The organism is Lysinibacillus sphaericus (genome assembly GCF_000600105.1).
Classification (GTDB): domain Bacteria; phylum Bacillota; class Bacilli; order Bacillales_A; family Planococcaceae; genus Lysinibacillus; species Lysinibacillus sphaericus.
Genome location: NZ_CP006837.1, coordinates 434,228 through 460,710, shown reverse-complemented (window position 1 = coordinate 460,710; position 26,483 = coordinate 434,228). Strand labels below are relative to the sequence as shown.

Below are 26,483 nucleotides of genomic sequence, written 5' to 3'. Positions count from 1 at the left end.
ATTCCCCCTTTGCAGTCCATTACTTCCCTAAGTATTGCGGTGCTCTTTTTTCTTGGAAAGCTTGTAAGCCCTCCAAACGATCTTCAGTTGGAATAAGTGCACTATAGGCCAGTGATTCAATTTTCAAGCCTGTAGCCAAATCTACTTCCATCCCATTATTGATAGCATTTTTCGCCTGAATCAATGATAGCGGCGCATTTTTCGCCATTTCCAGTGCAAGTTGAAGCGCTCTTTCCTGCACTTCATGCCCCTCATAGACATATTCCACAATACCAAAACGCTGTGCTTCCACGGCATCGATTCGACGTGCTGTATAAATGAGTTCCTTTGCTTTTCCAATGCCGATTAGTCGCGGTAAGCGCTGTGTTCCTCCTGCCCCAGGGATAATACCAAGAGAGGTTTCAGTAAGTCCCACTTTTGTATGTGTAGCTGCTACCCGTAAATCGCAAGCTAAAGCAAGTTCTAGCCCGCCCCCAAATGCAACGCCATTTAATACGGCAATCACAGGTTGCGCCAATGCTTCAACTTTAGCAATTGTTGTGCCGATTTGTTGCACAATTTGTTTTACTTGTCGGTCGGACATACCATTGCGTTCTTTTAAATCAGCACCTGCACAAAACGCCTTTTCTCCTGCACCTGTTAGTAAAACAACCCGCACTACTGGATCAGCATTTATTTTATCTAGTGTCGCACTAAGGTCGTTTAGTAATTGTACAGACATGGCATTTGCAGCTTCGGGTCTAGAAAGTGTAATAAGCCCGATATTACCTGGTAATACATCAAATTGAACGAGCTGTTGTGTCACGTGACATTCGCACTCCCTTCATTACGAACAATTGCCATTTGCTTAGATGCAACGTCCTTCCCTAGCCTCTGTTCGATAAATCGTACAGCATCTAGCAACTTTTCCATGTTAACGCTGGTTGCTATGCCCATGCCGTCTAATAGATACAGCAAATCTTCTGTGGCAACATTGCCGGTTGCCCCTTTTGCATAAGGACAACCTCCTAAACCACCAAGGGAACTATCAAATTTTGTAATCCCCATTTCTAAGGATTTCGTAATATTGGCAAGTGCTGTACCACGCGTATCATGAAAATGCATGGCAAATTTTTCAACCGGATATCTCTTTAACAGCTCTTCTAAAAGATACTCAACTTGTGTCGGTACGCCGACGCCGATTGTATCCCCTAGCGATATTTCATCAACGCCCATTTCTAATAATTTGTCTGTAACTTGTAAAACCTTTTCTGGGTGTATGTAACCCTCGTAAGGGCAACCAATTACTGTTGAGATGTAACCGCGTACATGCTTGTTTGCAGCCTTTGCCCCAATAACTACTTCCTTTAAAATCGGCAATGTTTCAAGTATCGTTTTGTTAATATTTTTTTTGTTATGACTTTCACTTGCCGACATAAAAATACTTGCTTCATCAATACCCGCTTGCAATGCACGTTCTAGTCCTCGCATATTCGGCACAAGGGCTGCGTACGTTATATCTTTTTCTCGTTTAATCGCTTGCAACACTTCTACCGCATCTGCCAATTGTGGAATCCACTTCGGATGAACGAAAGACGTTACTTCTATATAATTTAATCCCGACTGACTAAGTAAATTGACTAGCTGTATTTTATCTTCAGTTGCGATGTGTACCTTTTCATTTTGCAGGCCATCACGAGGACCAACTTCCTTCAACGTAACATGCTTCGGTAATTGCATAGAAATGCCTCCCTATTCAATTTCTAAAATATCATCATCTACGTTAATAAAATCGCCCTCATTCGCGATGATTTTTGTGACAATGCCATCCTCTTCAGCGGCAATCGGAATCTCCATTTTCATCGACTCTAAAATCGCAACATCTTGCCCAGCTATCACCTTTTCTCCTTCTGCCACTACGATTTTCCATACTGTTCCTGCCATGCTTGCTTTTACTGTTGCCATATTAACCCCTCCAAATTGTTAATGACTGTATTTAAGTGCTTAAATCACACTTACATCCATACATTGATTATCATTTTGTAACGCACGCTTACTCACTCCACGCTTTGCATAAGCTACTCAGTATGAAAACATCTTTTCGTCATCTCGTACTTTAAAGCACGCATGCCGAATGCTCATATCTTATTTTGTTTCTGTTAATTGTGGTAAATAGAATTCCTCGACAAATTTTGTTGTTGTATGCCCTTGTAAAAATTGCTCGTGACTGACAGTTTTCAAAAGCATCGGTATATTTGTTTGAATTCCTTCAATTTTATATTCTTTTAGTGCCTGTATAAGGCGTTGACATGCAATTGTCCGCGTATCTCCCCAAACGATTAATTTACTAATCATTGGATCATAGAAAGGAGTCACCGTTGTGCCTGCTTCTACACCGCATTCATGTCGAATGCCTTCACCTATTGGCAATACCAGTTCTGTAATTTTGCCTGGAGACGGGAAAAACGTTGTAGGGTTTTCTGCATAAATTCGTACTTCAATGGCATGCCCCTGTTTATCAATGCTGTCACGCGTAAAGCTCAATGACTGTCCCGCAGCTACTTTCAATTGCTCTTCCACAAGATCTAGTTTTGTTATTTCTTCTGTGACGGGATGCTCGACTTGCAAGCGTGTATTCATCTCTAAGAAATAAAAATTTTGCTCTGCATCGACTAAATATTCAATTGTTCCTGCATTGACATAACCGATGTGCTTCGCCGCCTGTACAGAAGCTTCTAACATCCTTGCTCTCGTCTCTTCAGAGATGAATGGAGAGGGAGCTTCCTCCACCACTTTTTGATTGCGTCGTTGAATGGAGCATTCTCGTTCAAACAACGGAACGACATTGCCTTTTCTATCTGCAATAATTTGCACTTCCACATGATGAGGATTCGCAATAAAACGTTCCATGTACATCGTGCCATCACCGAAAAATGATTGTGCACGTTTCTGATTACCCTCGAATGCTTTTGCGAGCTCTTCTGCATCTGCCACCAGTTGCATGCCGATGCCACCACCACCAGCAGAGGCTTTAAGCATAATGGGATAACCTAAGCGTGCAGCGATTTCAACTGCTTCTGTTACATCTTTAACAGGCGCTTCTACCCCTTCTACAATCGGTACACCCGCAGCTTTCATCGTTTTACGCGCTTCTAATTTACTGCCCATTGACGCAATCACAGTTGCACTTGGTCCAATAAATACGAGTCCTGCTTCCGCACAACGTTTGGCAAAATCAGCGTTCTCTGATAGTAAGCCATACCCTGGATGTATGGCATCAGCACCGCTTTCCTTGGCGATTTCAAGAATGCGTTCAATATTTAAATAGCTTTGTACAACAGGTGGTTTACCTACGCAGTATGCTTCGTCCGCATCTTTGACGTGTAAACTTTCTGCATCCGCCTCGGAATAGATCGCAACCGTTAGAATATTTAATCGCTTACATGTGCGTATAACCCGTCTAGCAATTTCACCACGGTTGGCAATTAATACTTTTTTAAACATTATGTTGCCCCCTTCCTATTTCACCTTCACTGCTGCCAGAAATTCTTCGCGTAGCTTAAATTTCTGTACTTTTCCTGAAGCAGTCATTGGGTAGCTATCGATAAAGAAAATATGTCTTGGAATTTTATGTTTAGAAATTTTATCGCGACAAAATGCTCGAATTTCTTCTTCTGTCGCCTGTTCCCCTTCTCGTAAAATAATCCATGCTGCCGCTTCTTCTCCATACTTAGGATCGGGAACACCAGCGACCTGCACATCTGCAATTTTTGGGAACGTGTATAGAAATTCTTCAATTTCTCGTGGATATAAATTTTCTCCACCACGAATAATCATGTCCTTCAAACGACCTGTTACTCTGACATAACCATCCTCATCCATCGTCGCTAAATCACCCGTATGCAGCCAACCGTCTTGATCGATTGCAAGTTGGGTTTCTTCTTGGTTGTTATAATAGCCTTTCATCACATGGTAGCCTCTTGTACAAAGCTCACCTTGCTCGTTTATCGGCGCTTCCACATCTGTACCAGGAACAACAATTTTAACTTCTAGATTTGGTAATGCTCGACCTACTGTCTCTACTTTTAAATGGAATGGATCATCTGCTCGTGTTTGTGTAATAACAGGTGAAGATTCCGTTTGACCATAACAAATGGTTATGTCAGTCATCCCCATTTTTTCGATGACCGCTTTCATGACTTCGATTGGGCAATTAGAGCCTGCCATTACGCCCGTACGCAATGTCGATAAGTCGTATGACGAAAAATTCTGCAAATTCAATTCACTTATAAACATTGTTGGTACACCGTGTAATGCTGTACATTTCTCTTTTTCAACTGTTCGTAACACTTCCGCAGGTGCGTATTCTTGTACTGGGACCATTGTTCCACCACTTGTCGTAATGGCTAGTGTACCGATGACACAGCCGAAACAATGGAAAAATGGCACAGGAATACATAAACGATCTGCTGAAGTTAGACGCATACATTCAGCGATGTTAACGGCATTATTAACTAGGTTATAATGTGTTAACATAACACCTTTTGGAAAACCCGTTGTACCTGAAGTATATTGAATATTAATGACATCATCATAATGTAATGAAGCCTGTATTTGATCTAATTGTTGTTCTGTTACTTGCTTTGCAGATGCCAATACATCTGACCAATTCAGGACACCTGGGTACTTTGTTTCGCCAATTAAAATAACATTTTTTAATAGAGGTAGTCGCTTCGATTGCAAATTACCTGGTTCACAATGTTCAAGCTCAGGACATATTTCTTGGAGTGTATGAATAAAAGAATGGTCGCGATAATTTTCGATTAAAATAATCGTCTTTGCATCGGATTGTCTTAGTAAATATTCCAGCTCATGGGCACGATAATTGGTGTTAACAGTGACAATGGGCGCACCCATTTTTCCTGTAGCAAACTGTAACTGTACCCACTCTGGAACATTTGTTGTCCACACGGCAATATGGTCTCCTTTTTCAATTCCAAGGGCCAGTAACCCCCTTGCCACTAAACGACTTTGCTGGTTTAACTCCTCATAAGTCAACCGCAAGTCTCTATCTGCATACACTAGCGCTTCATATTTAGGATATTTTTTAGCCTGTTCATCGAGCAATTGACCAATTGTTTGATACACAAGTTCTGCCATGAAAATCCCCCTTCAATATGCTATTTAATTTTTAACAGCCAATTAGACGAGAAATAACGAGACGTTGAATTTCAGATGTTCCTTCACCGATTTCCATTAACTTAATATCACGCAAATGACGTTCTACATCATATTCCTTCATATAACCTGAACCACCATGAATTTGAATGGCTTGATTACAAGTACGGAAGCCCATCTCAGAAGCAAATAATTTCGCCATCGCTGCCTCTTTAGCAAACGGTTTTTTCTGATCTTTAAGCCACGCTGCTTTATGTACTAGCGTACGAGCTAGCTCAATTTCCATTGCCATATCTGCCAACTTAAACTGTATTGCTTGAAACTTGGCGATTGGTGCCCCAAACTGCTCTCGTTCATTGGCATACTTTAATGCTTTTTCATATGCAGATTGTGCAATGCCGACTGATAGCGCAGCTATGGAAATACGGCCACCATCCAATGTATTTAAAAATTGACTGAATCCACGTTTTTCGTCCCCTAATAAATTCGTTCTTGGTACGCGAACATTTTGCAAAATAATTTCACAAGTATTGGAACCACGCACACCCATCTTGTCATAATTACAATTGATTGTGACACCAGGCGTATTCGTTGGCACAATAATGGATGAAATGATTTTTTTGCCATCTTCACGTTTACCTGTTACTGCCGTGACAATAATTTGGCGCGCATGACCTGCATTAGTAATCCAGCATTTTTCTCCGTTAATAACGTAATCATCACCATCTATAACTGCTGTTGTACGGGTACCGCCAGCATCAGACCCCGCATTAGGTTCCGTTAAGCCGAAAGCACCTAATGTTTCCCCTTTCGCTAAAGGAACAAGCCATTCACGCTTTTGCTCTTCCGTACCAAAATTATAAATAGGAGCGGCGCCTAAACTTACTGCTGCTGCATAGCTTAAACCCGTACCACCACACGCACGTCCAATTTCTTCAACAGCTATTGCATAGGAAACCGTGTCTCCTCCAGAACCACCATATTCCTCTGGAAACGGGATACCTAATAAGCCTAGCTCAGCCATTTTTTCAAAGCTTTCTATTCTCATTGTTGATGTCTCGTCGACTTCACGAGCATAAGGTTTAATCTCTTTCTCTGCAAAATCACGTACCATGTCTCGAATCATCGCTTGCTCTTTCGTTAGTTCAAAGTTCATTCCCATTTCCCCCTAATATCCAATTTGCCATAGCGGAATTCATTCAGACGACAGTTACACAATATTTAGACCGACTAGTCGGTCTGTACTAAACATTAATAAAACCAGCTTGTTCTTCTGGCTTCATCTTTACCATAAATTGAGTTGCTTCTTCCATAGCTTGGTCTGTCACAATAGCTCGTAATATCATATCTGTAAATACTTCTGTAATTTCCTCCATTGTTAACGGACCCGTTTGTTTAAACCACATATATGTCCAGTTAATCATCCCTACAATGGCCATTGTTACAATTGTACAAGGCAATTCAGCACGAAAATCCTTTGTCTGTTGCCCTTCTTCAATCACCTTTTGTAAAATATCCCGATATTGATCCCGCTTCTTATGAATGATTGCACTATATTCTTCTGATAAAGAACGGCTTTCCTCATAAAATACGGTAATATGAGATTGGTACACATCAAACACTTGGGTCAACGTTTGAAGCATTGCACATAAGCGTTTAATCGGTGTATCGTATTTGTCATACGCTTCCTGTGACTGTTTAATCACATAGGAAATAAACACGTCATGAACCTCATACAACAGTTCATCTTTCGATTTAAAATTATGATAAAACCCACCTTTTGATGCGCCAATATACTCCACAATGCGTTCAACTGTTACATTGTGATAGCCATCTTGCTGAAACAGTACTACAGAAGCATCTACAATTCTTTGTTTTAACGTTTTTTTTACCATAGGCATCTATCATCCTTCTTTTATAACACTTACCCCTTTGTTCCCTATAACTAGGACTAACATTTTCTTAATTTTCCTAATTATAAAAACTATGACACTCTAAATATAGCATCACAAAAATTCACTGTCTAGTTTAAAAAAGAATTTTAATGACATTAAAAAGAAAATAAACTACATTAAACAGAATAAAATAATGTACCACTTTCACAAAACACATACAATAACTGTATGCACACCATTTAAAATTCATTACTTGCGTGCCAGTCACTCAAACAATTTATAAAAAATACCTCGAGGCGTTGGTGTCGATGCCGAAAGTAGCACGCTGATATAACCTTATACAAACAAAACCAGCAAAACATCTTTCCGATGTCCTACTGGTTTTGTTGAAGTCCCTCTTGAATTGTAGCTAGTTCAACGTGATTGCAAATTCCGAATTCGATGCACCAGCAAATACTACCGTTCCGTTCTTCGGCAGTTTTACTTTGTTATTGCCATTTACAACAGTAAAATTAATACATAGTCCCTTGTCATCATACACCGCAAACGAACTATTTGATGGCAACTCCACCGTCATCGTTTTCCCTGCTAACGCTTCCGGGATTGTAAACCAGCTCGCATGTCCATTTGCTTGTAGTGTAACTTTGGATGATTGGCTTGCATTAAGCGGTTTTAAGTTGGATTCACTTACGTATAAAAATCCGGACATCTCTAAATATTCATCGTCACCTTCTGTATAGAAACGGGCTTCCGCCGTATCACGGCCACCCATCACAGGTATTTGGAGCTGATGCATCGCCGTGTTAGGGCCTGTAATCTTACTGCTTCCCCAATAGCCATCTATCCCTTCCTTGCTCATTTGGATGGGTACGATTGGTGCAAAATATAGCAAAGAACTAAATTTCTCACTCACAAGATAAAACTTGACGCCTTCTCGCTTTGCCCATGCGGCAGCTGTTTCTTTCGATAGCACATTGTCTTCAAGTTTCTCGGCTACATAATGCGTAATCGCTATTTGCCCTAAATCTGGCAGAGACGAATATGTGCTCTCCTTCAAATAAGTTCGTCCATTCTTCTCCGTGACGAAGTTAAGCTTGGCGGTACCATTCTCATTCATAAAGCTTCCATCGGCAGTATATATATATTTTTCTTCTGGATTAGTTGGCAAGATTAGTTCGTCATTCTTCGTAATTTCTATTTTGAAATGACCGGAACTATTGCCATAAAAACCTGCATTCTTTGCTAGGTCTTCAGGCATTTTGTCCTTGACTGGCTTGCCAAAGGATTTACTCGGCTTGATGTCCTTAATTGTGCCCTTCTCTTTAAGCGCAGCGAGCAGTATTTCAGTCGCCATCAGTTGATTTGTCATACTGCTACCGCCAGATGATAACACAGCCATTGCCATCTTCTGTTCAGGAAGTACAACCAGTGAAGCATGTTGCAATCCCGTGTCGCCGCCTTTAGCCAAACCTTTTATCCCATATTCACTAAATGGATATAGTTTCACACTATCCCAACCAAGACCATAGTTGATAATACTATCTCCATCCTCTGGCCACATTCCTTTTTTATATTCCTCTTGCTCCATCGCCTGAACTGCCTTGTCAGAGAGGATTCCTTTTCCCTGTCCCATAAATATTTGTGAGAATTGCACAACATCTTCGGCAGTGGAAGAAATCCCTCCCGTACCAATCACATTCACTGATTCAGGTGGAAGCTGTCCTTGATATGTTGGAAAATAAAGTCCTGCCCGCTTATCATTTTCCCATTCGTCCTGTGGCGTTTTCGTATGATTTAGCTTTAAAGGTTCTGTAAACTGTTGATGGATAAATTCCGTAAAGCTCATACCGCTGACTCTTTCGACCATTATCTCGGCTAACGTAAAACCGTCGTTGCAGTATACTGAGAACGCGCCAGGATCAGCCTTCAATTGTTGGTTGGATAATTGGCGTAACAAGTTATCATGGGCATAAGTATCATTATCGTTAAATAAAAAAGTATTAGTAAACGTACTACCTTGCAAGCCAGAGGAGTGGTTTAATAGCATACGTGGCGTAATGCTTTTGTAACGCTCATCTTTCATCTTGAAATCAGGAATATAGTGGACAACAGGTTCATCCAAATCGACTTTTCCTTCATCGACCAATTTCATAACAGCTGCAGTTGCATACATTTTACTGACTGAACCAATCCCGTATAAAGTATCTTTAGTCAGCGGCTGTTTCCCTTCCATATCATTCTTGCCTGTCTGACCTGACAAAACAAGTTTACCATTATCAATTAGCGCATACTGCACGCTAGTCGTCTCATAGGAATTCGTAAGTAGCGCAGCCTTCTCTTCCGCAATCTTTTTTAGTTCTTGACTAGCTAATTCTTGGCTAGCCACAACCGCAGTCTGACTATTAGAAAACGCCAACGCCCCAGTTGGTAGACTTATTGTTAATGCTAATGTAGCGGCTAACACCGCAGATAGTTTATTTTTCATAATTGCCCCCTTAGATAAGTAATCAATTTGTTTTTGCAGTATAGCTCAACTAATCTAGATCAGAACCTCTCCTTCCAACTAATTTGGTAAATATCCACAGCAAATCTGTTATACACAAGATAACACAGTTTTGTTATTACAGTCAAATATTTCTATTAATATAAATATCAAACAAAAAATCTCTCCACTATAGCGTGGAGATGATGTTAATTTTCTTATGTCCTCCGTTCACATAGTCTTTAAGTGCGGTGATTAAAATAACTGTTAGTGGAGAGAGTTGGTGTTTGAGAGAAATTGAAAAGTAAGAAGAACTAGCAGAAAAATGTGGACTACAAACTTCGTATTGAATAGAAATGGAGCGTGGAGCTAGGAATATTACTTTACTAACGTTAGGCAAAATTCCTAAATACGGATTGGAGGACGGAGATTTTCTACAAAATGCCCTCGAACATTGGTGTTAGGGAATTTTATTACTAATAATTTGTTGTTTCTACCTTTATGTACATATAAAATATATAGCTTAATCCTAAAAAAATATCTCCCTGTTGGATAAACAGATTAATCTGGCTATCCAACAGGGAGCAAATCAAATGCATGTATTTCATTAAGAGCGCTACGTTAAATATCATTCTATGCCTCGTTCAGCTGCTTTGTTAGCGAGTAATATTCTATCTACCCGAAAATAATAGACCTACGATATTCTGCAAAGATTTATTTTTTACATCGAGAAGCTTCTGGTTTAGGTCAATTTATTAGTGATACCGATATTGAAACGTATTTGCCAGAATGAAAACTAAATTTCTACTAGTTAACACACTTTTTTGCTATGCCGTTGTTGTCCGCTACGGCGGTGCTTTCCGCGGGCACACCGTAAGCCGCAACCCTCGCTAACGCGCGGTCTGTTGCGTCTAACATTATGTGCTGTTCCCGCTGGAGTCACCGCCTTCGCTATCAACAACTAGTGAACACGTCTAATTTTTAAAATTGCAAAAGTAAGAATAGCTAAGGTCTCCATATAGCAAAAATTTATGAACACCTTTCCTCTGTTCCTTAAATTTTTTTAGTTTTGTCCCAGCCCCATAGTCCTAAATCTTCTGATGATTTAATTATCAGAATTAAAGCCTTTTAATAGATCTGCAAACGGATTATTCAAAGGTTCTTCTTCTTTTGCTTGTTGTTTCAAATACTTTTGTACACTTCGCTTATCCACTTTTCCGCCACCTTCTTTTTTGCGACGAGCTTCAAAGGCAGATAATTTTTCACGATGTCCGCATTTACATACGAAGATTTGACCATCGCCTTCACCACGTAACTCTAGTTTTTTCTTACATTGAGGACAACGAGCGTTCGTTATGCGAGCTACATTTTTCTTGTATCCACATTCACGATCTTGGCATACAAGCATCTTACCTTTCTTACCGTTCACTTCAAGCATTGGTTTGTTGCAATCAGGGCATGATTTCGTTGAAATATTATCATGCTTATACTTCTTATCGCTTGATTTGATTTCTGCAACTATTTTTTTCGTGTGTTGCTTCATTTCATTGATAAATACTTCTTTCTTCAATTTCCCTTTTGCAATCAACTCCAACTTTTGTTCCCATTCAGCAGTCGTTGCAGGTGAGCGTAATTCTTCAGGCACTAAATCTAATAGCTGGCGACCTTTTGAAGTAATATAAATTTCTTTACCGCCTCGTTGCTCAATCATAAAGGAATTAAAAAGCTTATCAATAATATCGGCACGCGTTGCTACAGTACCTAATCCCCCCGTTGATTTTAAAGTATCGGCTAACTGTTTATCATTACTCTCTAAATACTTTGTTGGGTTTTCCATCGCAGATAGTAATGTTGCTTCAGTAAAACGTGCTGGAGGTTTTGTTTGACCCGTTGTTTGTGCAATTAAATGAACTTCTAATGTTGTGCCATTTTCGATTCGAGGGAAAACTTGCTCTTTTAAGTCGTCATTCGATTCCTCATCATCAAAGCGGTTTTCATATACTTCCTTCCAACCAGCTACAGTGATTGTTTTTCCTTTTGCAACAAAATTTTCATCACTAATTTTCGCGCGTAACGTTAATTGTTCAAATTCATGTGCTGGGAAAAATACCGCTAAGAAACGTTTTACAACTAAATCATAAATCTTACGTTCTTTATCATTAAAGTTTGCGAAATTTACGTATTCTTCAGTTGGAATGATCGCATGGTGATCAGAAACTTTAGCATCGTCTACAAACGCTTTAGTTGCTTTTATAGGTTTAGATAAAATTTTATTAGCAAACGGGCGGTATTCGCCAATTCCGCATGCTTTTAGACGTTCTGGTAACGTTGCTACGATATCGCTTGAAATATATCGTGAATCAGTACGAGGATACGTTAATACTTTATGTTGCTCATATAGCTTTTGCATAATATTTAAAGTTTCTTTCGCAGAGTAACCAAAAATTTTATTCGCATCGCGTTGTAATTCTGTTAAATCATACAGCCCAGGTGCAAACGATTTTTTAGGCTTACGCTCTACTTCAATTACCTTTGCGTTGTTGTTACCTAGTTTTTTAATGATGGTATCGATTTTACCTTTTTCAAAGCTACGGCTATTGCCTTTTGCATCTTGCCAAGTAAGTTTTAAATTATCTTTTGTTTTTGCTTCAATACCGCAATATGTTTGAGGTTTAAAATTTTTAATTTCTTCTTCGCGAGCTGCAACCATGGCAACAACAGGTGTTTGTACACGCCCGCAGTTTAATTGTGCATTAAAACGTGTTGTTAAAGCACGTGTTGCATTCAATCCGATATACCAGTCGGCTTCACTACGAGCTACAGCAGCATGATATAGATTTTCATAATTTTTGCCTGGCTTAAGATTTGCAAAGCCCTCTTTAATTGCTTTGTCGGTTACAGAAGAAATCCATAGACGTTTGATTGGCTTTTTAGTGTTTGCTTTTTCAATAATCCAGCGTGCTACTAATTCGCCCTCTCTCCCAGCGTCCGTAGCTACAATTATTTCTTTTACATCATTTCGAGTTAGTTGCGATTTCACCGCATTATATTGTTTACCTGTTTGCTTCATTACAACCAATTTCATGCGTTCCGGAAGCATTGGTAAATCTTCTAAATTCCATGTTTTATACTTCACGTCATATGCTTCTGGGTCCGCTAATGTTACAAGATGTCCCAGTGCCCACGTCACAATATATTTGTCGCCTTCTAAAAAACCATTCCCTTTTTTTGTGCATTTTAGTACATTTGCGATGTCACGCGCAACGGATGGTTTTTCGGCAATTACTAAACTTTTTGCCATATTTTCATACTCCTTTACTTACATCTGTCATGTTAAATATACCACAAGTAAAGCGTAAAATTTTTTTAGCCACTCTTACTTAGAAGTCCTACTAAGGTGATGAGTGGAATTTTCAAAAGTATTAAAGATGATTTTAAGTATGCATAGGAAGGCTGCTAGTTTATCAGGAGCAGCTAGGCAGTCTAGTTTAACGACAATTTTCATATGAAAATGTAGTTTCACATTGCAAACAACTGGTTCAACATTCAATGGGCTGTAGAAGAAAAGTTGTGTGAAATGATTAGTTGCGTCTTGAATTTTCTTTTTTTCATCTAGTAAAATGTACATAAGCTAGTAAAATTTTTAACTGTTGCATCATTCATCGTTCCATCCCTCATATTTGCCTATATTGTATTCCTTTAAGGTTTTATAATTAAACATTTACATAAAAAAGTATTTTTAAAACTGCATACTCCTATTCCCTTAACATATATTGAATTGCCATAATATTCTCAAAATTATGAAGGAGGAGAAGAAAATGCAAGCTCAAGACTTTAGACCACGAAATGTGATTATTATTACGATTATTGTTGTTTTGTCACTTATTATTGGTCACGCGATTTATGTAGATTATATTGATGTTTCTTCATATGTAAATGAAATCGTTGAATAAGTTCTAAGGTATTCCATTGGATTGTGCAAAACTGAATCAAAGTGAAGCTTGTGGCAGTCATTAATATGTAAGTGGAATCATGCCATAAATTTATATAGTAATAAAAAGAAGAATCTGCATAGCACTCTTTACTGTTACGAGGAGGGGTATAGGCAGATTCTTTTTTCAACACTGATGGGAGTTTATAGTGCTTTCGCGGGTAAACCTCTTTACTCCGCGGGTATTTTGCAACCAGTCATTTGTGTAGCTGTTTGCGAAGATATTGTTGATGGTCAAGTATGCGTTGATTGTTTGGTTTATGGTGGCGTGCTGCTTCATTGTGTTCATAGGCATTTTCATAAAGCCGTAATCGATCATATAATAGACTTAATTGATAATGCGGTATCCATGTTGAGTATGCTCGTTTGTAAACGCCAATAGTGCAAGGCGTTACTTGTAAAGCTTGGGAATACCAATAAATTGCTTCCTTATTTTTCGATTGCGCCATAAAGTGTTGGCCGATTCGACAGCATGTTTCCGGTTTTGGCTGATCATACAATAATGATTGAAAAACAGCCTGTGTCGCATTCTTGGTATCTTGTAATTGCTCATAGCAATCTGCTAAATTTAAACAAGCTTGAACTTGGGCCTCAGATGTTTCGAGTGCTGTATCTAAAAATGTATGATAGTGATTAATTGCTTCTAAAAAACGGCTGTGTTGTTTTAATTCATTTGCATAATGGAAAAAATCTCTTGTCGCAAATGTATATCCGTCTGCTATTAACCGCTCATATATGCGTAGATTACGAGCTGTTTGTTGCTTTACTGGTACATGCACAACTGCTACATCACTTTTATAGATGTTACCTGTTACATCCAAAAACTCATGCACTGCTCCCCGCCACTGATAATGACGTGCTCGCTTTACTAACCGGTATCTTTTTTCACTCGTTGCGACAGTCCCATCCGCCTCTAGCGTTACAACATAATCCATTGAAACTGCATCGATGCTTGGATAAAGAAATTGCTTTAATTGTACTAACTTTTGCTGATGTTCAGATGTGAGCACATCATCTGCATCAAGCCACAAAATATAATCTTTCGTTGCTTGCTGGAAGGAAAAGTTCCGCGCCTTTGCAAAATCATCGCACCACGGAAAATCAAAAATTCTAGAGGTATAGTGCTGTGCAATATCCTTTGTACGATCAGTTGAGCCAGTATCAATAATATTGATTTCATCCACTACATGTTGGACGGAATCTAAACATCTTTCGAGCAAGCTTTCTTCATTTTTGACAATCATACATAAACTAATCGTTATCATTAGGACCCTCCTTTATGTAAGTAATATATGCAGGCTAGAAAATTTGCACGCTGTTATCTAAATGCACAAAAAAAACGAACGGCAACTGCGCCGCTCGTTCTCGCATTTATAAATATTGTGCTCGCCATTGTGGCTGCTCTTGGTCTGTAAGTTGCTGTTCTAGCTCTTCGTCCCATTTATTTAACAAAGTATTCCATACACGAACGTAGATAATATCTTGTTCCTTATCGTAAAGAAGAAATTCTAGACATGGAATATCATTGATTTGTTTCGCTTCTGATGTCACAATGGTTTCGATTATTTTCTGCGAGCTTGATGCTTCTTCCTCTCCCTGCTGTAAAGCTATAAGCAACATTGCCTCATCAAATTGTTCTTGTTGCTCCGCCTCTTTATCAACATAACGATAAGGAGCTGGCAACTCATCAAATTCCTCTATCTCGTCTTCTCCAACAGGGAGAATCGCTTGGTGGCATGGACTAAATAACAAAGTCGCTGTTTCGACTTCTAACTCCTCTTCGAAAATGCCACGTGCCAACTGTTGTTGTCCTTTAGGGGTTAATGTATAGAAGCCCTCTGATTGCTCGATAAGACGCACGCGAGACATTAATGATACTAAATCCTCAATAAACAGTGGGTCTACTAGTAAAAGCTCACTTAACTCCTGCACATTTTGAAAATTCGCTTCCTGCATGCTTATTAACAGCATTTGCATCAAGACATCCATCGTAGAGCGACGAATCGGCTCATATGTTACCTCAATGGTACGAATTGGAATGCACCAATCCGTTGCCTTTACTATTTTGACATGACGATTTTGTTGTAACTCTCTCATTAAACGTTGCTGTATTTTCAACACCCTACATCACCTGTCCTTTATGATTACGTAAGCCATTGTAGGATTTCACCGTTGTTAAAAGATTGCTGTACATATCACGTGTATCCTGATGTTTCGCACGTTTTGCAAACATATCAGCACTGCCGACAAGCATTAACAGTTCTCGCGCACGAGATAGCGCGACATTTAACCTGCGATAATCTCTCGCAAAGCCAATGTCCCCTCCCTTTGGCGTATTCCGCACCATACTCACTAAGATGACATCCATCTCCATCCCTTGGAACTTATCGACTGTGCCCGTTCTAAATTGGAGATGTGGTAACTGTAATTCCTGTTGGAGAAGGCGATTAATTTTCTTCACCTGCTCGCCATAAAAGCTAATAACGCCTACACTTTTTTGTGCATCCTGTGGTATGCGACCAGCCTTTTTCGCTTCCATTACAGCACTATTTAAGTCTGTTAAAATACTGCGGATTGTTTGTAGTTCTCCTTCATTATAACGACTTGTGCCACCCTTAACTTGTTCCTCTAAAAACGGTCTTTCCGCTGGCATATCAATCCACAGCAAATGATCATCACGACCGACAAATTGCCCTTCTAAGCCATGGTCACGGGCTGCATCCGAATCTGGTAATCCACATTGCAAGCCGTTTTCTTCCTTAGCGTAAAATGGTGTAATGCTGTGCATGATTTTTTCATGCATACGATACTGCAATGCAAGCATTTGCTTATGTGTTGAAGGTAGGTTATTAAATAATCGCTCAAATAGCGACTCACGAAGCAAGCTTTTCAACTCTTGCGCCCCATCAAAATTAGGATTTTCTTCTAGCATTCCTTTCAATGTTTCCTCCAACGTATCATCACCAAGCAACGGAGGTAATTGATGATGGTCACCCACTAAAATAATTTTTTTGCCTTTTAGCATTGGTAATAATAGCTCTGGCGGTGTAGCCTTCGATACTTCGTCGATTATTACAACATCAAACGTTGGATAGTTCTCCATAAACTCCTTGCTTGCCGAAGCAACGCATGTTGTGCCGATTACGTTGGCATGACGCACATACAATTTACGAATTTCATCTAAATCATATTCCGTAGCGTTTTGTAGCTTATCGCGCCATTGCTCTTGTAATTTCTTACGTAGAGGTAGCTGCTGTTGTTTTCGATGTAGCTCTTCTAAACTTTCAATTGCTGTTTGAATAGCTTCCTTCACTTCTTCTAGTGTGCGCTCTGGTGTAGCTTGTAGCAATGTTGTTAAAGCCGTTAGTTGTTTTTCCTTTTTTAGTCCTTCTATATTAATAGCTTTAATTTTTTCTTCTAATTGCGCTAGCTCTTCGTCAATCTCTTGTAAGCTTACCTTAGCTGTTTGATGTGCCGCTCTTTTCGGTAAAAGCTGTGTATTTGCTTGTTCAACAGCCTGAAGCTGCTGACGGGCTGTTTGCACAGAGGATTGCGTTGTAGTTACGAGCATTTTCAACTGCTCTACAGATTCTTCTGGCATAGTCTCAGCTTGGAACGTATTTGCAAGTTGTTGTAAACGCTCGGTATGAGCTATATACGGCTGCAATTGACGCTGCAAGCTTTGTACATCGAAGCTTGTAATTGCACATTCTTGGTGTATTAAACTCGCGATATTTTTACGGAGCGACTCAAATTCACGATCTTTATGCTCCTGTTGTTGGCGAAGTGCCATCCCCTTTTGCCACACAAAATCGCGACGCATATACAGTCCCAGTAAATAGCTTTCTAACTGTTCCACTGACGGTGTTTGCCCTTCTTGAAATGAGGCATTTAGCTGTGCAAAAACGCCGTTTAAATTTTGTAGGGAGAACGATTGAACAGGCTGTTGACGACTTTTCGCAAGCGCCCGCTCTTTCCCATCAGGTGAAACCGACGCTTCAAGTTTTGCAATCGCTTTTTGTAGACGCGTATTTATGGTTGCCCATGCTTCTAAATCTTTCGCATCCTCTAAATGCTCTAGTCGTCGAATTTGCTGCGCTAACACAGGTGAAGGTTGAACTTGATAATGCTGTAAAAACCGTTGGATACGGTCATAGGTTGTTAATGAAGCGATATAATTTTGACTTTCCTTCATGAAAAGCAATCGCTTATTTTCTTGTTCATATTTCACTTGAATATCTTGAAACTGGGTTGTGAGCTCTTGTTTTTCTACAAGTAATTCTTTATATTGAATAGCCGCTTGCCATTGCTCTATTTTGATGGTGTTGTCTTGAATCGTTTGTTGTAACTGTTCAGCGGATGCGTATTCAGCTACTATGAGCTCCTGTGATTGAATAGCGGACTCTAACTGTGCAAGCTGTTTTTCATAATGCTCTTTTTGTGCTTCACTCGCTTCTTTTTCCGCTTTTGCCGTTTTTAACTCTTTTTTAAGCGATTGAATTTCTTTTTGTAAAATGGGTTCGTCGATTGCCGCTTGCTCCTTAGCAGCAATTTCCTTTGTTAGTTCTTCAAGCCACGCTTGCAATTTCGTTAGCTCATCAGTTGTTTTACTTATACTGGCTTGTAATTCTTGTTCACGTTCAGTAAAAGCCGTAATTTCTTCTTCAACAGCAGCTAATGTTTGCTCACGCCAATGTAGGGCAACATTTTCCTCAATGAATTTTTTCCCCTCTTCTTCAATACTTTCTGTTCGGCCATATCGTAAAATACGAATTTCTTGATTGGAGAGAAGTCTTCCTAAGGCATTATCAACAGCTAAGTTTGACTGTGAGGCAACGAGTGTTTTTAAGCCTGCTTTTACGTTTTGCTGGCAAATCTCTGAAATAACCGTTGTTTTCCCTGTTCCAGGGGGCCCTTGAATAACATACAAATCTTCTACAGATAACGCGCCGATGACAGCTTTCCGTTGATATTCATTTAAATTATTATGAAACTCAATATCTTCACGAAGCTTTGCTGTACGGACAGTCGGACGCTTTTCAAATAAAATCGTTTCTAAGCTAGCATTTACTGCTTCACCTTTTTCAAGCTTTGTAAAGCCGTTACGTAAGCGTCGAATTTGACTTAGTGTCGCAAAATTACTAAAGCTTGCTTGTTTTGAACGCAAATTTAGCTGGTCTTTGCGTGCTTGCTCCTGTGCAAAAGGCTTTAAGTCAACTTCCACTGTTTGCTTACCCGCGTTCGCTTTTAACACTTGTCCAATTTCACCACGTACCCCTTGGATGCTCACACTTAAACCTTCAAGTTGCTTCCATTCCTTCGCTTTCACATAGGGACATACTAGTGTTAAACGTGAAAAATCTTCATTATAGTAGCTTTGTTTAAAGTCCGTATGAATATCATCAATCGTCGCATCACGTTCTTGAATTTTTAAATAGCCTTCCCAACTTGCAATACGCTTTTTCACATATTCTGTCCGTTCCTCTGCAATCGGTAGCTCTCTAATTTTCGTGTGAAGATCAAGCGGGATACCAGCCCCATTATTGGGCTTTGTGACAAATTGCAATGCCGCTGGTAAACGACGATTCGTACTAATTGGACCACGAATATGTACAAAACGTATATTTGTTGCTAATAACCCTTCCACTTTTAACACACAATCCATAATCGCTGTTTTTCCGGCCAATATACTGTCTAACTTTTCATTATGCTCTGCATTAAAATAAATCGATAAAAACGTTTCGCCAATTGTTTTTGCTTTTCTTTTTTCAATATAGACGGTCAATGTTTTTTGTAACGCAAAAAAGGCATGCTCATTTGCTGAGCATTCCTCTACCGCCTCCTTCGCCTTATTCGTCAAAATTAAATTACAGCGTTGTTTCTCTAGTAAAGCGATGTTCTGCATGAGCTGCCCTCCCTTCCGAATTCACTAAAGTACTATTTTATCATATCGTAAAAGGATTTCAGAAAAGAAAAATCCCCTGCACAGTGATTTCCTTCCACTGCACAAGGGACTTTATAATATTGCAAAATTACGCATCAGTGTGACTCTTGCTCGTCATAACTGTTTAGGAACAGTACTTACCTTTGTTTAATGTTGGTCTATTGTTTCTTTCGGTAATGATTTACTCATTTCACAGTACTGGACAAAAACGCGAGCCATTTCACGTAAACGATTATGAACATCCTCGTCTACAATTTTATTGTCTGCATCAAAATGTGATGTATGTGTATAGACATAGTTTGGTGTTACAAGCGCACGGAAGTAGTCTAAAATTGGTTTTAGTTGATTTTCAACTACTAAATGGTGCTGATATGTGCCACCATTCGCTACGATAGAAACAGGCTTATAACGCATCGTTTTCGGATGTAAGAAATCGAATGCATTTTTTAACACACCTGGAATTGAAGCTTGGAAAATTGGCGTAGCAATAATATACGCATCCGCTTCTTCAAATTTTTGTATCATTTTTTTCATATCATCATTTAATGGTGAACCATCGACAATTTGATGCTTATATTCACTAAAATGCATAATTTCTAAGTCGAAACTAGCATCGAATTCTTTAATATAATGCTCTACTTGCTCTAAAATAGCACCAGTTTTACGCCCAAACATTGTGCCATCAACGAGTAAAATTTTCATATTCATTTTGCCTCCACATTCATCTTCTACAATAATATTGTAACAAATGAATAGAGTCACGGGAAGAATTGTAGCAGTCAAAACATGAAATTCAGTCTTTAGGCGGAATGATATGAAAGGTACCTATTTTTCATTTTTGCGATGAAATGTTACCTCTTTGTCTACTACGCTTTCCTCCACTTTAAATTTATCTCGATTAATGATAACCTCTCGATTTACCTTGTCCGCTTCAGTTACATCTGCACCTTTTCGCTTTTGCCAATTAAATAGCTCCTCACGTGCAAACTCTTCGTGAACCACTTTTGGAAAATCCATTGTAGCTAGCTGTTGGGAAGGATAGATGGTCACTGGTTGCTTCTTGCCATGTAACGCAATAACAAGCATCGCTTTTGCCACCTGTGAAGCATCGATAGCACGCATACGTTTTAATGGTCCTATTAGCAAAGGTTTAGCAAGCTTTAACACCTTTTCCCCAGCCTTCTCACCAAAACGAAACTCATCTCGTTGCCCTACTAACAGAGATGGACGAATAATGGATAAGCGTTGCATACCTAGCTCTATTAAAGCCTGCTCCAACTTCCCCTTCACCCGATTATAGTAAATTTTCGACCGTTCATTTGCACCCATTGCCGTTATAACAAGCAAATGGGGAATCCCTTGTTTTTTCGCTAATGAAGCAATAGCTAGTGGAAATTCAAAATCCACTTTTTCAAATTCTTCACGTGAGCCTGCCTTTTTGATAGTAGTACCTAAACAACAATATAACTCATGAGCAAATTCAATATCCTTTTCTTCTAGTGTGTCAAAGTTACGAATCTTGACCTCTAACTTCGGGTGTTCATAGTGAAGCTTTCTTCGTGCAATAACGATGACCGAAACGTATTCATCATTTTCACATAACTGTTCTATGAGCGAGCTTCCCGTTAACCCAGTGGCTCCCACAACAATTGCCGAACGCATACCCAATCTCTACTCCTCCTATCTGCCTTAACATAGACGGTTACTAGATATGTATAGTATGAATAAGAATATAGCTTATCCTCTCTATTATTCATCGGTATGACAAACGCCATTTTTGAAGTTTAACTACATACTTTCTTTATCTAATGTTAATTTTTACACATACTTGCCCATTTTTCACCATAATTTAAATAGACAGATGAAAGGATGGGATACATTTGCAAAACGAAACACAAACAATAAAACCGAAAAAATCGATTGTTTTCATAATTGAAAGCTGTATTGATAAAGGGCTGTATCCTTTTGAACGGGTTGCAACATTGGCTAAGTTGCTTGTGCAAGAGGACGTTTTCATATTCGTCAAAACCCCTTCTAATGATGGGATTCAAATTTTAATGCATCACAATCTTTCACCAATACTATTCGATCTTTTTGACGAATTACCTAAGCAAATCAAAGCTATACAGCCTGATTTAATTGTCAGGGACGGTCGTAACTCCGAAAGTTGGCAAGTGGAAAGTTTACGACCATTCTGTAAAACGATGATTCATTTTGATGACTTTGGTGATGGTGGCCAAGCCTGTGATTGTGTGTTACTCGCACTCTATCAAGAAGTGAAAGATTATTTTCCATCTCATTATATTGGTGGCAGTTTTGCCTTTGCATTACCAGAAGCCTATCAACATACGGAATCATTACCTGATGTTAAAGTCTCTGAAAACCCTCCTCATATTGTTGTTGCTTTTGAGGATGGGGACGAGCATAACTTAACGTATCGAACTCTTCGCCACCTAACCCAGCTACAAATCCCACTACAAATTACAGTAATGATAGATGATAGCTATCGCCATGCGACGGATGACTTGCAAATGATGGTACTTAGTCGTCGTAATACTGCCCTATTGCGTGATAAAGACGCACTTCTCAAATTGTTACCTAAAGCCGATGTCATTATCTGCAATGCGAACTATACACCTTATAAAATTGCTTCTTACGGTGTGCCTTGTATTACACTTGCACAAACAGAGAACGAGCTATTACATGCTTTTCCTCGTGAGCATAACGGCTTTATACACCTCGGTCTCGGCCGTAAGATGAAACAATCACAAATACAAAATGCGGTGATGGAGTTTTTATTGCATGAGGCTCGTAGTGAGCGGGCTGTAAAAAAACAGCGACAGCTGAATCTCGCAAGTAATAACCAAACATTGGAATCATTATTACTCGATTTCGCTTATGATCGACATAATATCGCTTCAACTTAGTGATTCTTTTAAGGTGAATATGATACAATATATTAGAATTTTTCACTTCTTTTCCCCTTGCTTCTAGTTGAATGTAGGCTAGAATTTTCAAGGGAGTTTAAAGCATCAGTACCCGATTGATTTTAACAATTAAGCGGTGGAGGGATGATATAACCTCCATCGCTTTTACACGCATTAGTAATACAAATGAAACGATAAAGGAGCGACAAACCATGCCAACAAAAAGCGATATTGAATATCAAATTAAAGAATTAAAAATGGATTATATGAATTTACAAGGCGACATTGAAAAACTTGAATCTACAGGCCATAATGACCAAGTCGCTAATGCAGAGCAACGCCTAGCTAACATGGAAACAAAGCTAGCCGAATTAAACAAACTACTAGCAGAGCTTTAATATTTTGCATATTGCAACTGTATGTAATAACAGTCGTACAGCGAATCTATCTACACAAGACGTAATCGAAATTATGGAGGAACAACCTATATGGCAATATTAACAGTTGAAAACTTAGGTCATTCGTTTGGTGACCGCACACTTTTTAAAGATGTTTCTTTCCGCTTAGTTGAAGGCGATCATATTGGTCTTGTCGGCGCTAACGGAGTTGGAAAGTCTACTCTAATGGGAATTATTACAGGGCAAACAATTCACGATGCCGGAAAGGTTGAATGGCTACCTGGTACACATTATGGCTATTTAGACCAACATACTGTGCTGACTGCTGGACGTACTATGCGCGATGTATTGCGTGATGCCTTCCTCCCTCTATATAAAAAAGAAGAAGAGTTAAACGAAATTACAGGTAAGATGGCTGAAGCGACACCTGAAGAATTAGAAGAGTTACTAGAACAAATGGCAGATGTTCAAGATGCACTTGATGCTGGTGATTTTTATTCACTCGATATGAAAATCGAAGAGGTTGCACGTGGTTTAGGTTTGGATGCGATTGGACTTGAACGTGATGTAGCTGCCCTGTCTGGTGGTCAACGTACGAAAGTATTACTGGCAAAGCTTTTATTAGAAAAGCCAAAGGTATTATTACTCGATGAGCCAACGAACTATTTAGACGAAGAGCATATTACATGGTTAAAAAACTATTTAAAAAACTATCCACATGCTTTCTTATTAATTTCCCATGATACGGAATTTATGAATGAGACTGTAGATGTGATTTTCCAATTAGAGTTTTCAAAACTGACTCGCTATACAGCTACGTACGAGAAGTTTTTAGAGCTAGCTGAAATCAATAAACGTCAACATATTGATGCATATGAAAAGCAACAGGAATTCATCAAAAAACAAGAAGACTTTATCGCCAAAAATAAAGCGCGTTACTCTACAACGGGTCGTGCTAAATCTCGCGCGAAGCAGCTTGATCGTCTAGAACGAATTGACCGTCCTGAAACAGCAGTAAAACCTGAATTTGGTTTCAAAGAAGCTCGTACACCAAGCCGTTATGTAGTGGAAGCTGAAAATTTAGTCATCGGTTACGATAAAGACAAGCCCTTACTACCACCACTTTCATTTATGATTGAACGCGGCGAGAAAATTGCCTTAGTCGGTATGAATGGTGTTGGTAAATCTACATTATTGAAAACGATGCTCGGTAAAATCAATCCGCTAAGTGGTACAGTTATTCGTGGGGATTATTTAGCCCCTTCTTACTTTGAACAAGAAGTAAAGGCAGATAAAATTACACCAATTGACGATGTCTGGAACGCCTTCCCATCCATGGAGCAGGCACAAGTACGCGCCGCATTAGCACGTGCTGGATTAAAAACAGATCACATCACTCGCCCTCTTAATTCTTTATCTGGTGGTGAGCAAGCGAAAGTTCGTTTATGTAAGCTCATGATGGAAGAAGCCAACTGGTTACTATTTGACGAACCGACAAACCACTTAGATGTCGATGCAAAAGAAGAATTAAAACGTGCTATGAAAGAATTTAAAGGCACAATCGTACTCGTTAGCCATGAACCTGATTTTTATGAAGGTTTAGTAACGAAAGTATGGAATGTACAAGACTGGTTCACATCTGGTCAACAAAGCTAAAGTGCAAAGCTAAAGTGCCAGTCACCCACACAATTCAAAATTGTGTGGGTGACTGGCACTTCCTCTAAACTTACATCATTGTAAGCTTATTTAATGAAACTTTTCCCTCTTCCCAGCGTATATTTAGTATAGATTAAAAAATATCATATTCTCTTAAAAGATTTTTAAATAACTATTGATTTATATATAGCTTACTAGTAAGATATATGTATAACCTATTTAACTTACTGATAAGCTATTCATAAAATATAATCTAACAAAGAAAGCGGGGAATGAAGAATGACAGTTACAATTTACTCACAAGCGAGCTGCTCTTCATCCAGAAAAGCATTAAAATGGTTAAAAGAACACAACATTGAATATAAAGAAAAACGTATTACATCACATCCTCTTACACTTGCTGAATTTAAAGAAATTTTAAGCATGACAGAAGATGGCACGGATGAAATTATTGCTACAAACTCTAATGATTTTAAAAATCTTAATATTGATATTGAACAGCTTTCTATTCAAGAGCTATACGCGATTATTCAGGCGCACCCAAGAATGTTACGTAGCCCTATCCTTATAGATGAAAAACGTATCCAAGTTGGGTACAATGAGATGGACATTCGTCGTTTTATTCCACGTAAAGTACGTGCTTACGAGTTAAACGCGATGACAAGATTGGCTCAAGAAAGTTAAAACTGTTTTGGAGATGACCTTATATGGATCAAGAAAAACAACAAGCCATTACCTCATTATTTGAAGTTGTCTCTTCTATCGAGCGTAAATGGGCAAACGAGTGGAATAATCATAATGTACTCGGCTTTTCAAAATCCCATATTTTAATTTTAGACTACTTATCGCAGGAGGGACCAAAGCGCCCTTCTGCTATAGCTGAGCGCTTAAAAGTTACAACAGGTGGCGTCACGGTATTAACGACCAAACTGATTAATGCTGGCTTTATCGAAAAAACACAGCACGCTACCGATCGCAGAGCCTCGCAATTAGTTATTACGACCGAGGGTGAAGATATCCTTGAAGAATCACGTCAACAAGTTAGCGAAATTATTAACAATATGTTTGGCATGCTGTCAGCAGAAGAGGTGCAAACATTACGTGATATTTTTGCCAAGTGTTTACTAACTGTCGATACTAATCGTCAAGATTAAATTTTCAGCTTTGTGTAGAAACACGAATAAGGATGCATCGCAAATTATTGTTTGCAATGCATCCTTATTTTGATTGGCCGAACGAATACTTCCGTCTAAGTAGTTAAGATAGTGCGACCAATTGTTTTTATTACGCTGGTAGCACAGCCTCGACGATTGACACATCAGCCATAAGCATTTCTTTTAGGCGCGCTTTCGCACGGAATAAACGAGATTTCACCGTCCCAATAGAAACCTTCATAATAGTAGAAATTTCAGCAAGTGAATATTGGTCTATGTAGAAATACCATAAAGTTTTTCTATAGATTGCATCTAGCTGTCCCATTTTATCCTGTACTAGCTTTGTCACAATTTCTTTTTCAATTTTTTCTTCTGTTGAAATTTCATTATTGGGAACCAAATCTAAAATCGGTACGTCTAATGTTTCAGGTTGGTTCATCATGTACTTACTGCGTCGTACTTTTTTTCGATAGCGATCTCTAAATGTGTTCATTGTAATGGTTGTTAGCCAAGCTTTAATATGTTCTACTTCGGCAACGCTATCTTCGTAGCGTACGACTTTGACCCAAACTTCTTGCATCAGATCTTCTGCTTCTACATTATTACGAGTAAGTTTCAAACATAAATGGTATATATAACGATTATATTCCTCATATACGCCTTCTAATTTTTCATTCATTGTGTATTCCTCCGCTTCTTGTTCTTGCTTCTATACACATTCTCGCAAAATAATGTATTACACTCTATCGTATTGGCTTTCAATTTCATTACAATCGTGTAAGCTTAAATGCTTTTACTTGTAATATTCGTAAAAAATGTTTTACTACTATATCTCTTTTATACGGAAAAACCTATGAAAACCCTTCCAAATTCAAATTT

General features: G+C 38.9%; 21 protein-coding genes. 6 read left to right on the top strand and 15 right to left on the bottom strand.

Annotation, left to right across the window (positions count from 1 at the left end; genetic code table 11):
• Nucleotides 1-19: 19 nt before the first annotated feature.
• The 9 genes from T479_RS02160 to T479_RS02120 all read right to left on the bottom strand — a co-directional run bounded on the left by T479_RS02160 (nt 20) and on the right by T479_RS02120 (nt 12,835).
• Nucleotides 20-805 (bottom strand): enoyl-CoA hydratase, encoded by a 786-nt coding sequence (locus T479_RS02160; RefSeq protein WP_024362797.1) that lies wholly within the window; start codon nt 803-805, stop codon nt 20-22.
• Nucleotides 802-1,719 carry a hydroxymethylglutaryl-CoA lyase gene (locus tag T479_RS02155; protein WP_025218537.1) on the bottom strand — a complete coding sequence of 306 codons (918 nt, stop codon included), beginning with the start codon at nt 1,717-1,719 and terminating at the stop codon, nt 802-804. Before T479_RS02155 ends, T479_RS02160 begins: the two co-directional genes overlap by 4 nt.
• Before the next feature lie 12 nt (nt 1,720-1,731).
• The gene (locus T479_RS02150; protein WP_025218536.1) at nt 1,732-1,944 is read right to left on the bottom strand and encodes an acetyl-CoA carboxylase biotin carboxyl carrier protein subunit; all 213 of its coding nucleotides are present in this window, start codon (nt 1,942-1,944) and stop codon (nt 1,732-1,734) included.
• Between the two features lie 180 nt (nt 1,945-2,124).
• Nucleotides 2,125-3,483, bottom strand: a complete 1,359-nt coding sequence (locus T479_RS02145; RefSeq protein WP_025218535.1) for an acetyl-CoA carboxylase biotin carboxylase subunit — start codon at nt 3,481-3,483, stop codon at nt 2,125-2,127.
• Between the two features lie 15 nt (nt 3,484-3,498).
• Nucleotides 3,499-5,139 carry an AMP-binding protein gene (locus T479_RS02140; protein ID WP_025218534.1) on the bottom strand — a complete coding sequence of 547 codons (1,641 nt, stop codon included), beginning with the start codon at nt 5,137-5,139 and terminating at the stop codon, nt 3,499-3,501.
• A gap of 31 nt (nt 5,140-5,170) precedes the next feature.
• Nucleotides 5,171-6,313: an acyl-CoA dehydrogenase gene (locus T479_RS02135; protein WP_024362792.1), complete on the bottom strand. Its 1,143-nt coding sequence runs from the start codon at nt 6,311-6,313 to the stop codon at nt 5,171-5,173.
• Between the two features lie 88 nt (nt 6,314-6,401).
• Nucleotides 6,402-7,052 carry a TetR/AcrR family transcriptional regulator gene (locus T479_RS02130; protein ID WP_024362791.1) on the bottom strand — a complete coding sequence of 217 codons (651 nt, stop codon included), beginning with the start codon at nt 7,050-7,052 and terminating at the stop codon, nt 6,402-6,404.
• Nucleotides 7,053-7,461: 409 nt separating this feature from the next.
• Nucleotides 7,462-9,537: a serine hydrolase domain-containing protein gene (locus tag T479_RS02125; RefSeq protein ID WP_025218533.1), complete on the bottom strand. Its 2,076-nt coding sequence runs from the start codon at nt 9,535-9,537 to the stop codon at nt 7,462-7,464.
• 1,102 nt (nt 9,538-10,639) lie between these two features.
• Nucleotides 10,640-12,835, bottom strand: coding sequence for a DNA topoisomerase III (locus tag T479_RS02120; protein ID WP_025218532.1), 2,196 nt, complete (start codon nt 12,833-12,835; stop codon nt 10,640-10,642).
• Nucleotides 12,836-13,352: 517 nt separating this feature from the next.
• On the opposite strand from T479_RS02120, the gene T479_RS24165 reads away from it, so the two are divergent.
• Nucleotides 13,353-13,487 (top strand): hypothetical protein, encoded by a 135-nt coding sequence (locus tag T479_RS24165; RefSeq protein WP_255313808.1) that lies wholly within the window; start codon nt 13,353-13,355, stop codon nt 13,485-13,487.
• Nucleotides 13,488-13,722: 235 nt separating this feature from the next.
• On the opposite strand, the gene T479_RS02115 is transcribed toward T479_RS24165, so the two are convergent.
• From T479_RS02115 to T479_RS02095, 5 genes are all read right to left on the bottom strand, one after another.
• The gene (locus T479_RS02115; RefSeq protein WP_025218531.1) at nt 13,723-14,790 is read right to left on the bottom strand and encodes a glycosyltransferase family 2 protein; all 1,068 of its coding nucleotides are present in this window, start codon (nt 14,788-14,790) and stop codon (nt 13,723-13,725) included.
• 106 nt (nt 14,791-14,896) lie between these two features.
• Nucleotides 14,897-15,646: a hypothetical protein gene (locus T479_RS02110; protein WP_025218530.1), complete on the bottom strand. Its 750-nt coding sequence runs from the start codon at nt 15,644-15,646 to the stop codon at nt 14,897-14,899.
• Nucleotide 15,647: 1 nt separating this feature from the next.
• Entirely contained in the window at nt 15,648-19,430 is a 3,783-nt protein-coding gene (locus T479_RS02105) for a DEAD/DEAH box helicase (protein WP_025218529.1), read from the bottom strand.
• 186 nt (nt 19,431-19,616) lie between these two features.
• Nucleotides 19,617-20,171 (bottom strand): NADPH-dependent FMN reductase, encoded by a 555-nt coding sequence (locus T479_RS02100; RefSeq protein WP_024362785.1) that lies wholly within the window; start codon nt 20,169-20,171, stop codon nt 19,617-19,619.
• 123 nt (nt 20,172-20,294) lie between these two features.
• Nucleotides 20,295-21,131, bottom strand: coding sequence for an NAD(P)H-binding protein (locus tag T479_RS02095; protein WP_038510114.1), 837 nt, complete (start codon nt 21,129-21,131; stop codon nt 20,295-20,297).
• A 218-nt stretch (nt 21,132-21,349) separates the two neighbouring features.
• Here T479_RS02095 and T479_RS02090 point away from each other — a divergent pair, with 218 nt between their 5' ends.
• The 5 genes from T479_RS02090 to T479_RS02070 all read left to right on the top strand — a co-directional run bounded on the left by T479_RS02090 (nt 21,350) and on the right by T479_RS02070 (nt 25,604).
• On the top strand, nt 21,350-22,396 hold the full coding sequence (locus tag T479_RS02090) for a PseG/SpsG family protein (RefSeq protein WP_024362783.1): 1,047 nt from the start codon (nt 21,350-21,352) through the stop codon (nt 22,394-22,396).
• A 212-nt stretch (nt 22,397-22,608) separates the two neighbouring features.
• Nucleotides 22,609-22,794 carry an SE1832 family protein gene (locus T479_RS02085; protein ID WP_025218527.1) on the top strand — a complete coding sequence of 62 codons (186 nt, stop codon included), beginning with the start codon at nt 22,609-22,611 and terminating at the stop codon, nt 22,792-22,794.
• 90 nt (nt 22,795-22,884) lie between these two features.
• Nucleotides 22,885-24,450 carry an ABC-F family ATP-binding cassette domain-containing protein gene (locus T479_RS02080; RefSeq protein WP_024362781.1) on the top strand — a complete coding sequence of 522 codons (1,566 nt, stop codon included), beginning with the start codon at nt 22,885-22,887 and terminating at the stop codon, nt 24,448-24,450.
• A 279-nt stretch (nt 24,451-24,729) separates the two neighbouring features.
• The gene (spx, locus tag T479_RS02075; RefSeq protein WP_025218526.1) at nt 24,730-25,134 is read left to right on the top strand and encodes a transcriptional regulator Spx; all 405 of its coding nucleotides are present in this window, start codon (nt 24,730-24,732) and stop codon (nt 25,132-25,134) included.
• A 23-nt stretch (nt 25,135-25,157) separates the two neighbouring features.
• Nucleotides 25,158-25,604, top strand: coding sequence for a MarR family winged helix-turn-helix transcriptional regulator (locus T479_RS02070; RefSeq protein WP_024362779.1), 447 nt, complete (start codon nt 25,158-25,160; stop codon nt 25,602-25,604).
• A gap of 130 nt (nt 25,605-25,734) precedes the next feature.
• Here T479_RS02070 and T479_RS02065 read toward each other — a convergent pair whose 3' ends face one another.
• A complete protein-coding gene (locus T479_RS02065) occupies nt 25,735-26,283 on the bottom strand; it encodes an RNA polymerase sigma factor (protein WP_024362778.1) in 549 nt (182 codons plus the stop codon).
• Nucleotides 26,284-26,483 lie beyond the last annotated feature (200 nt).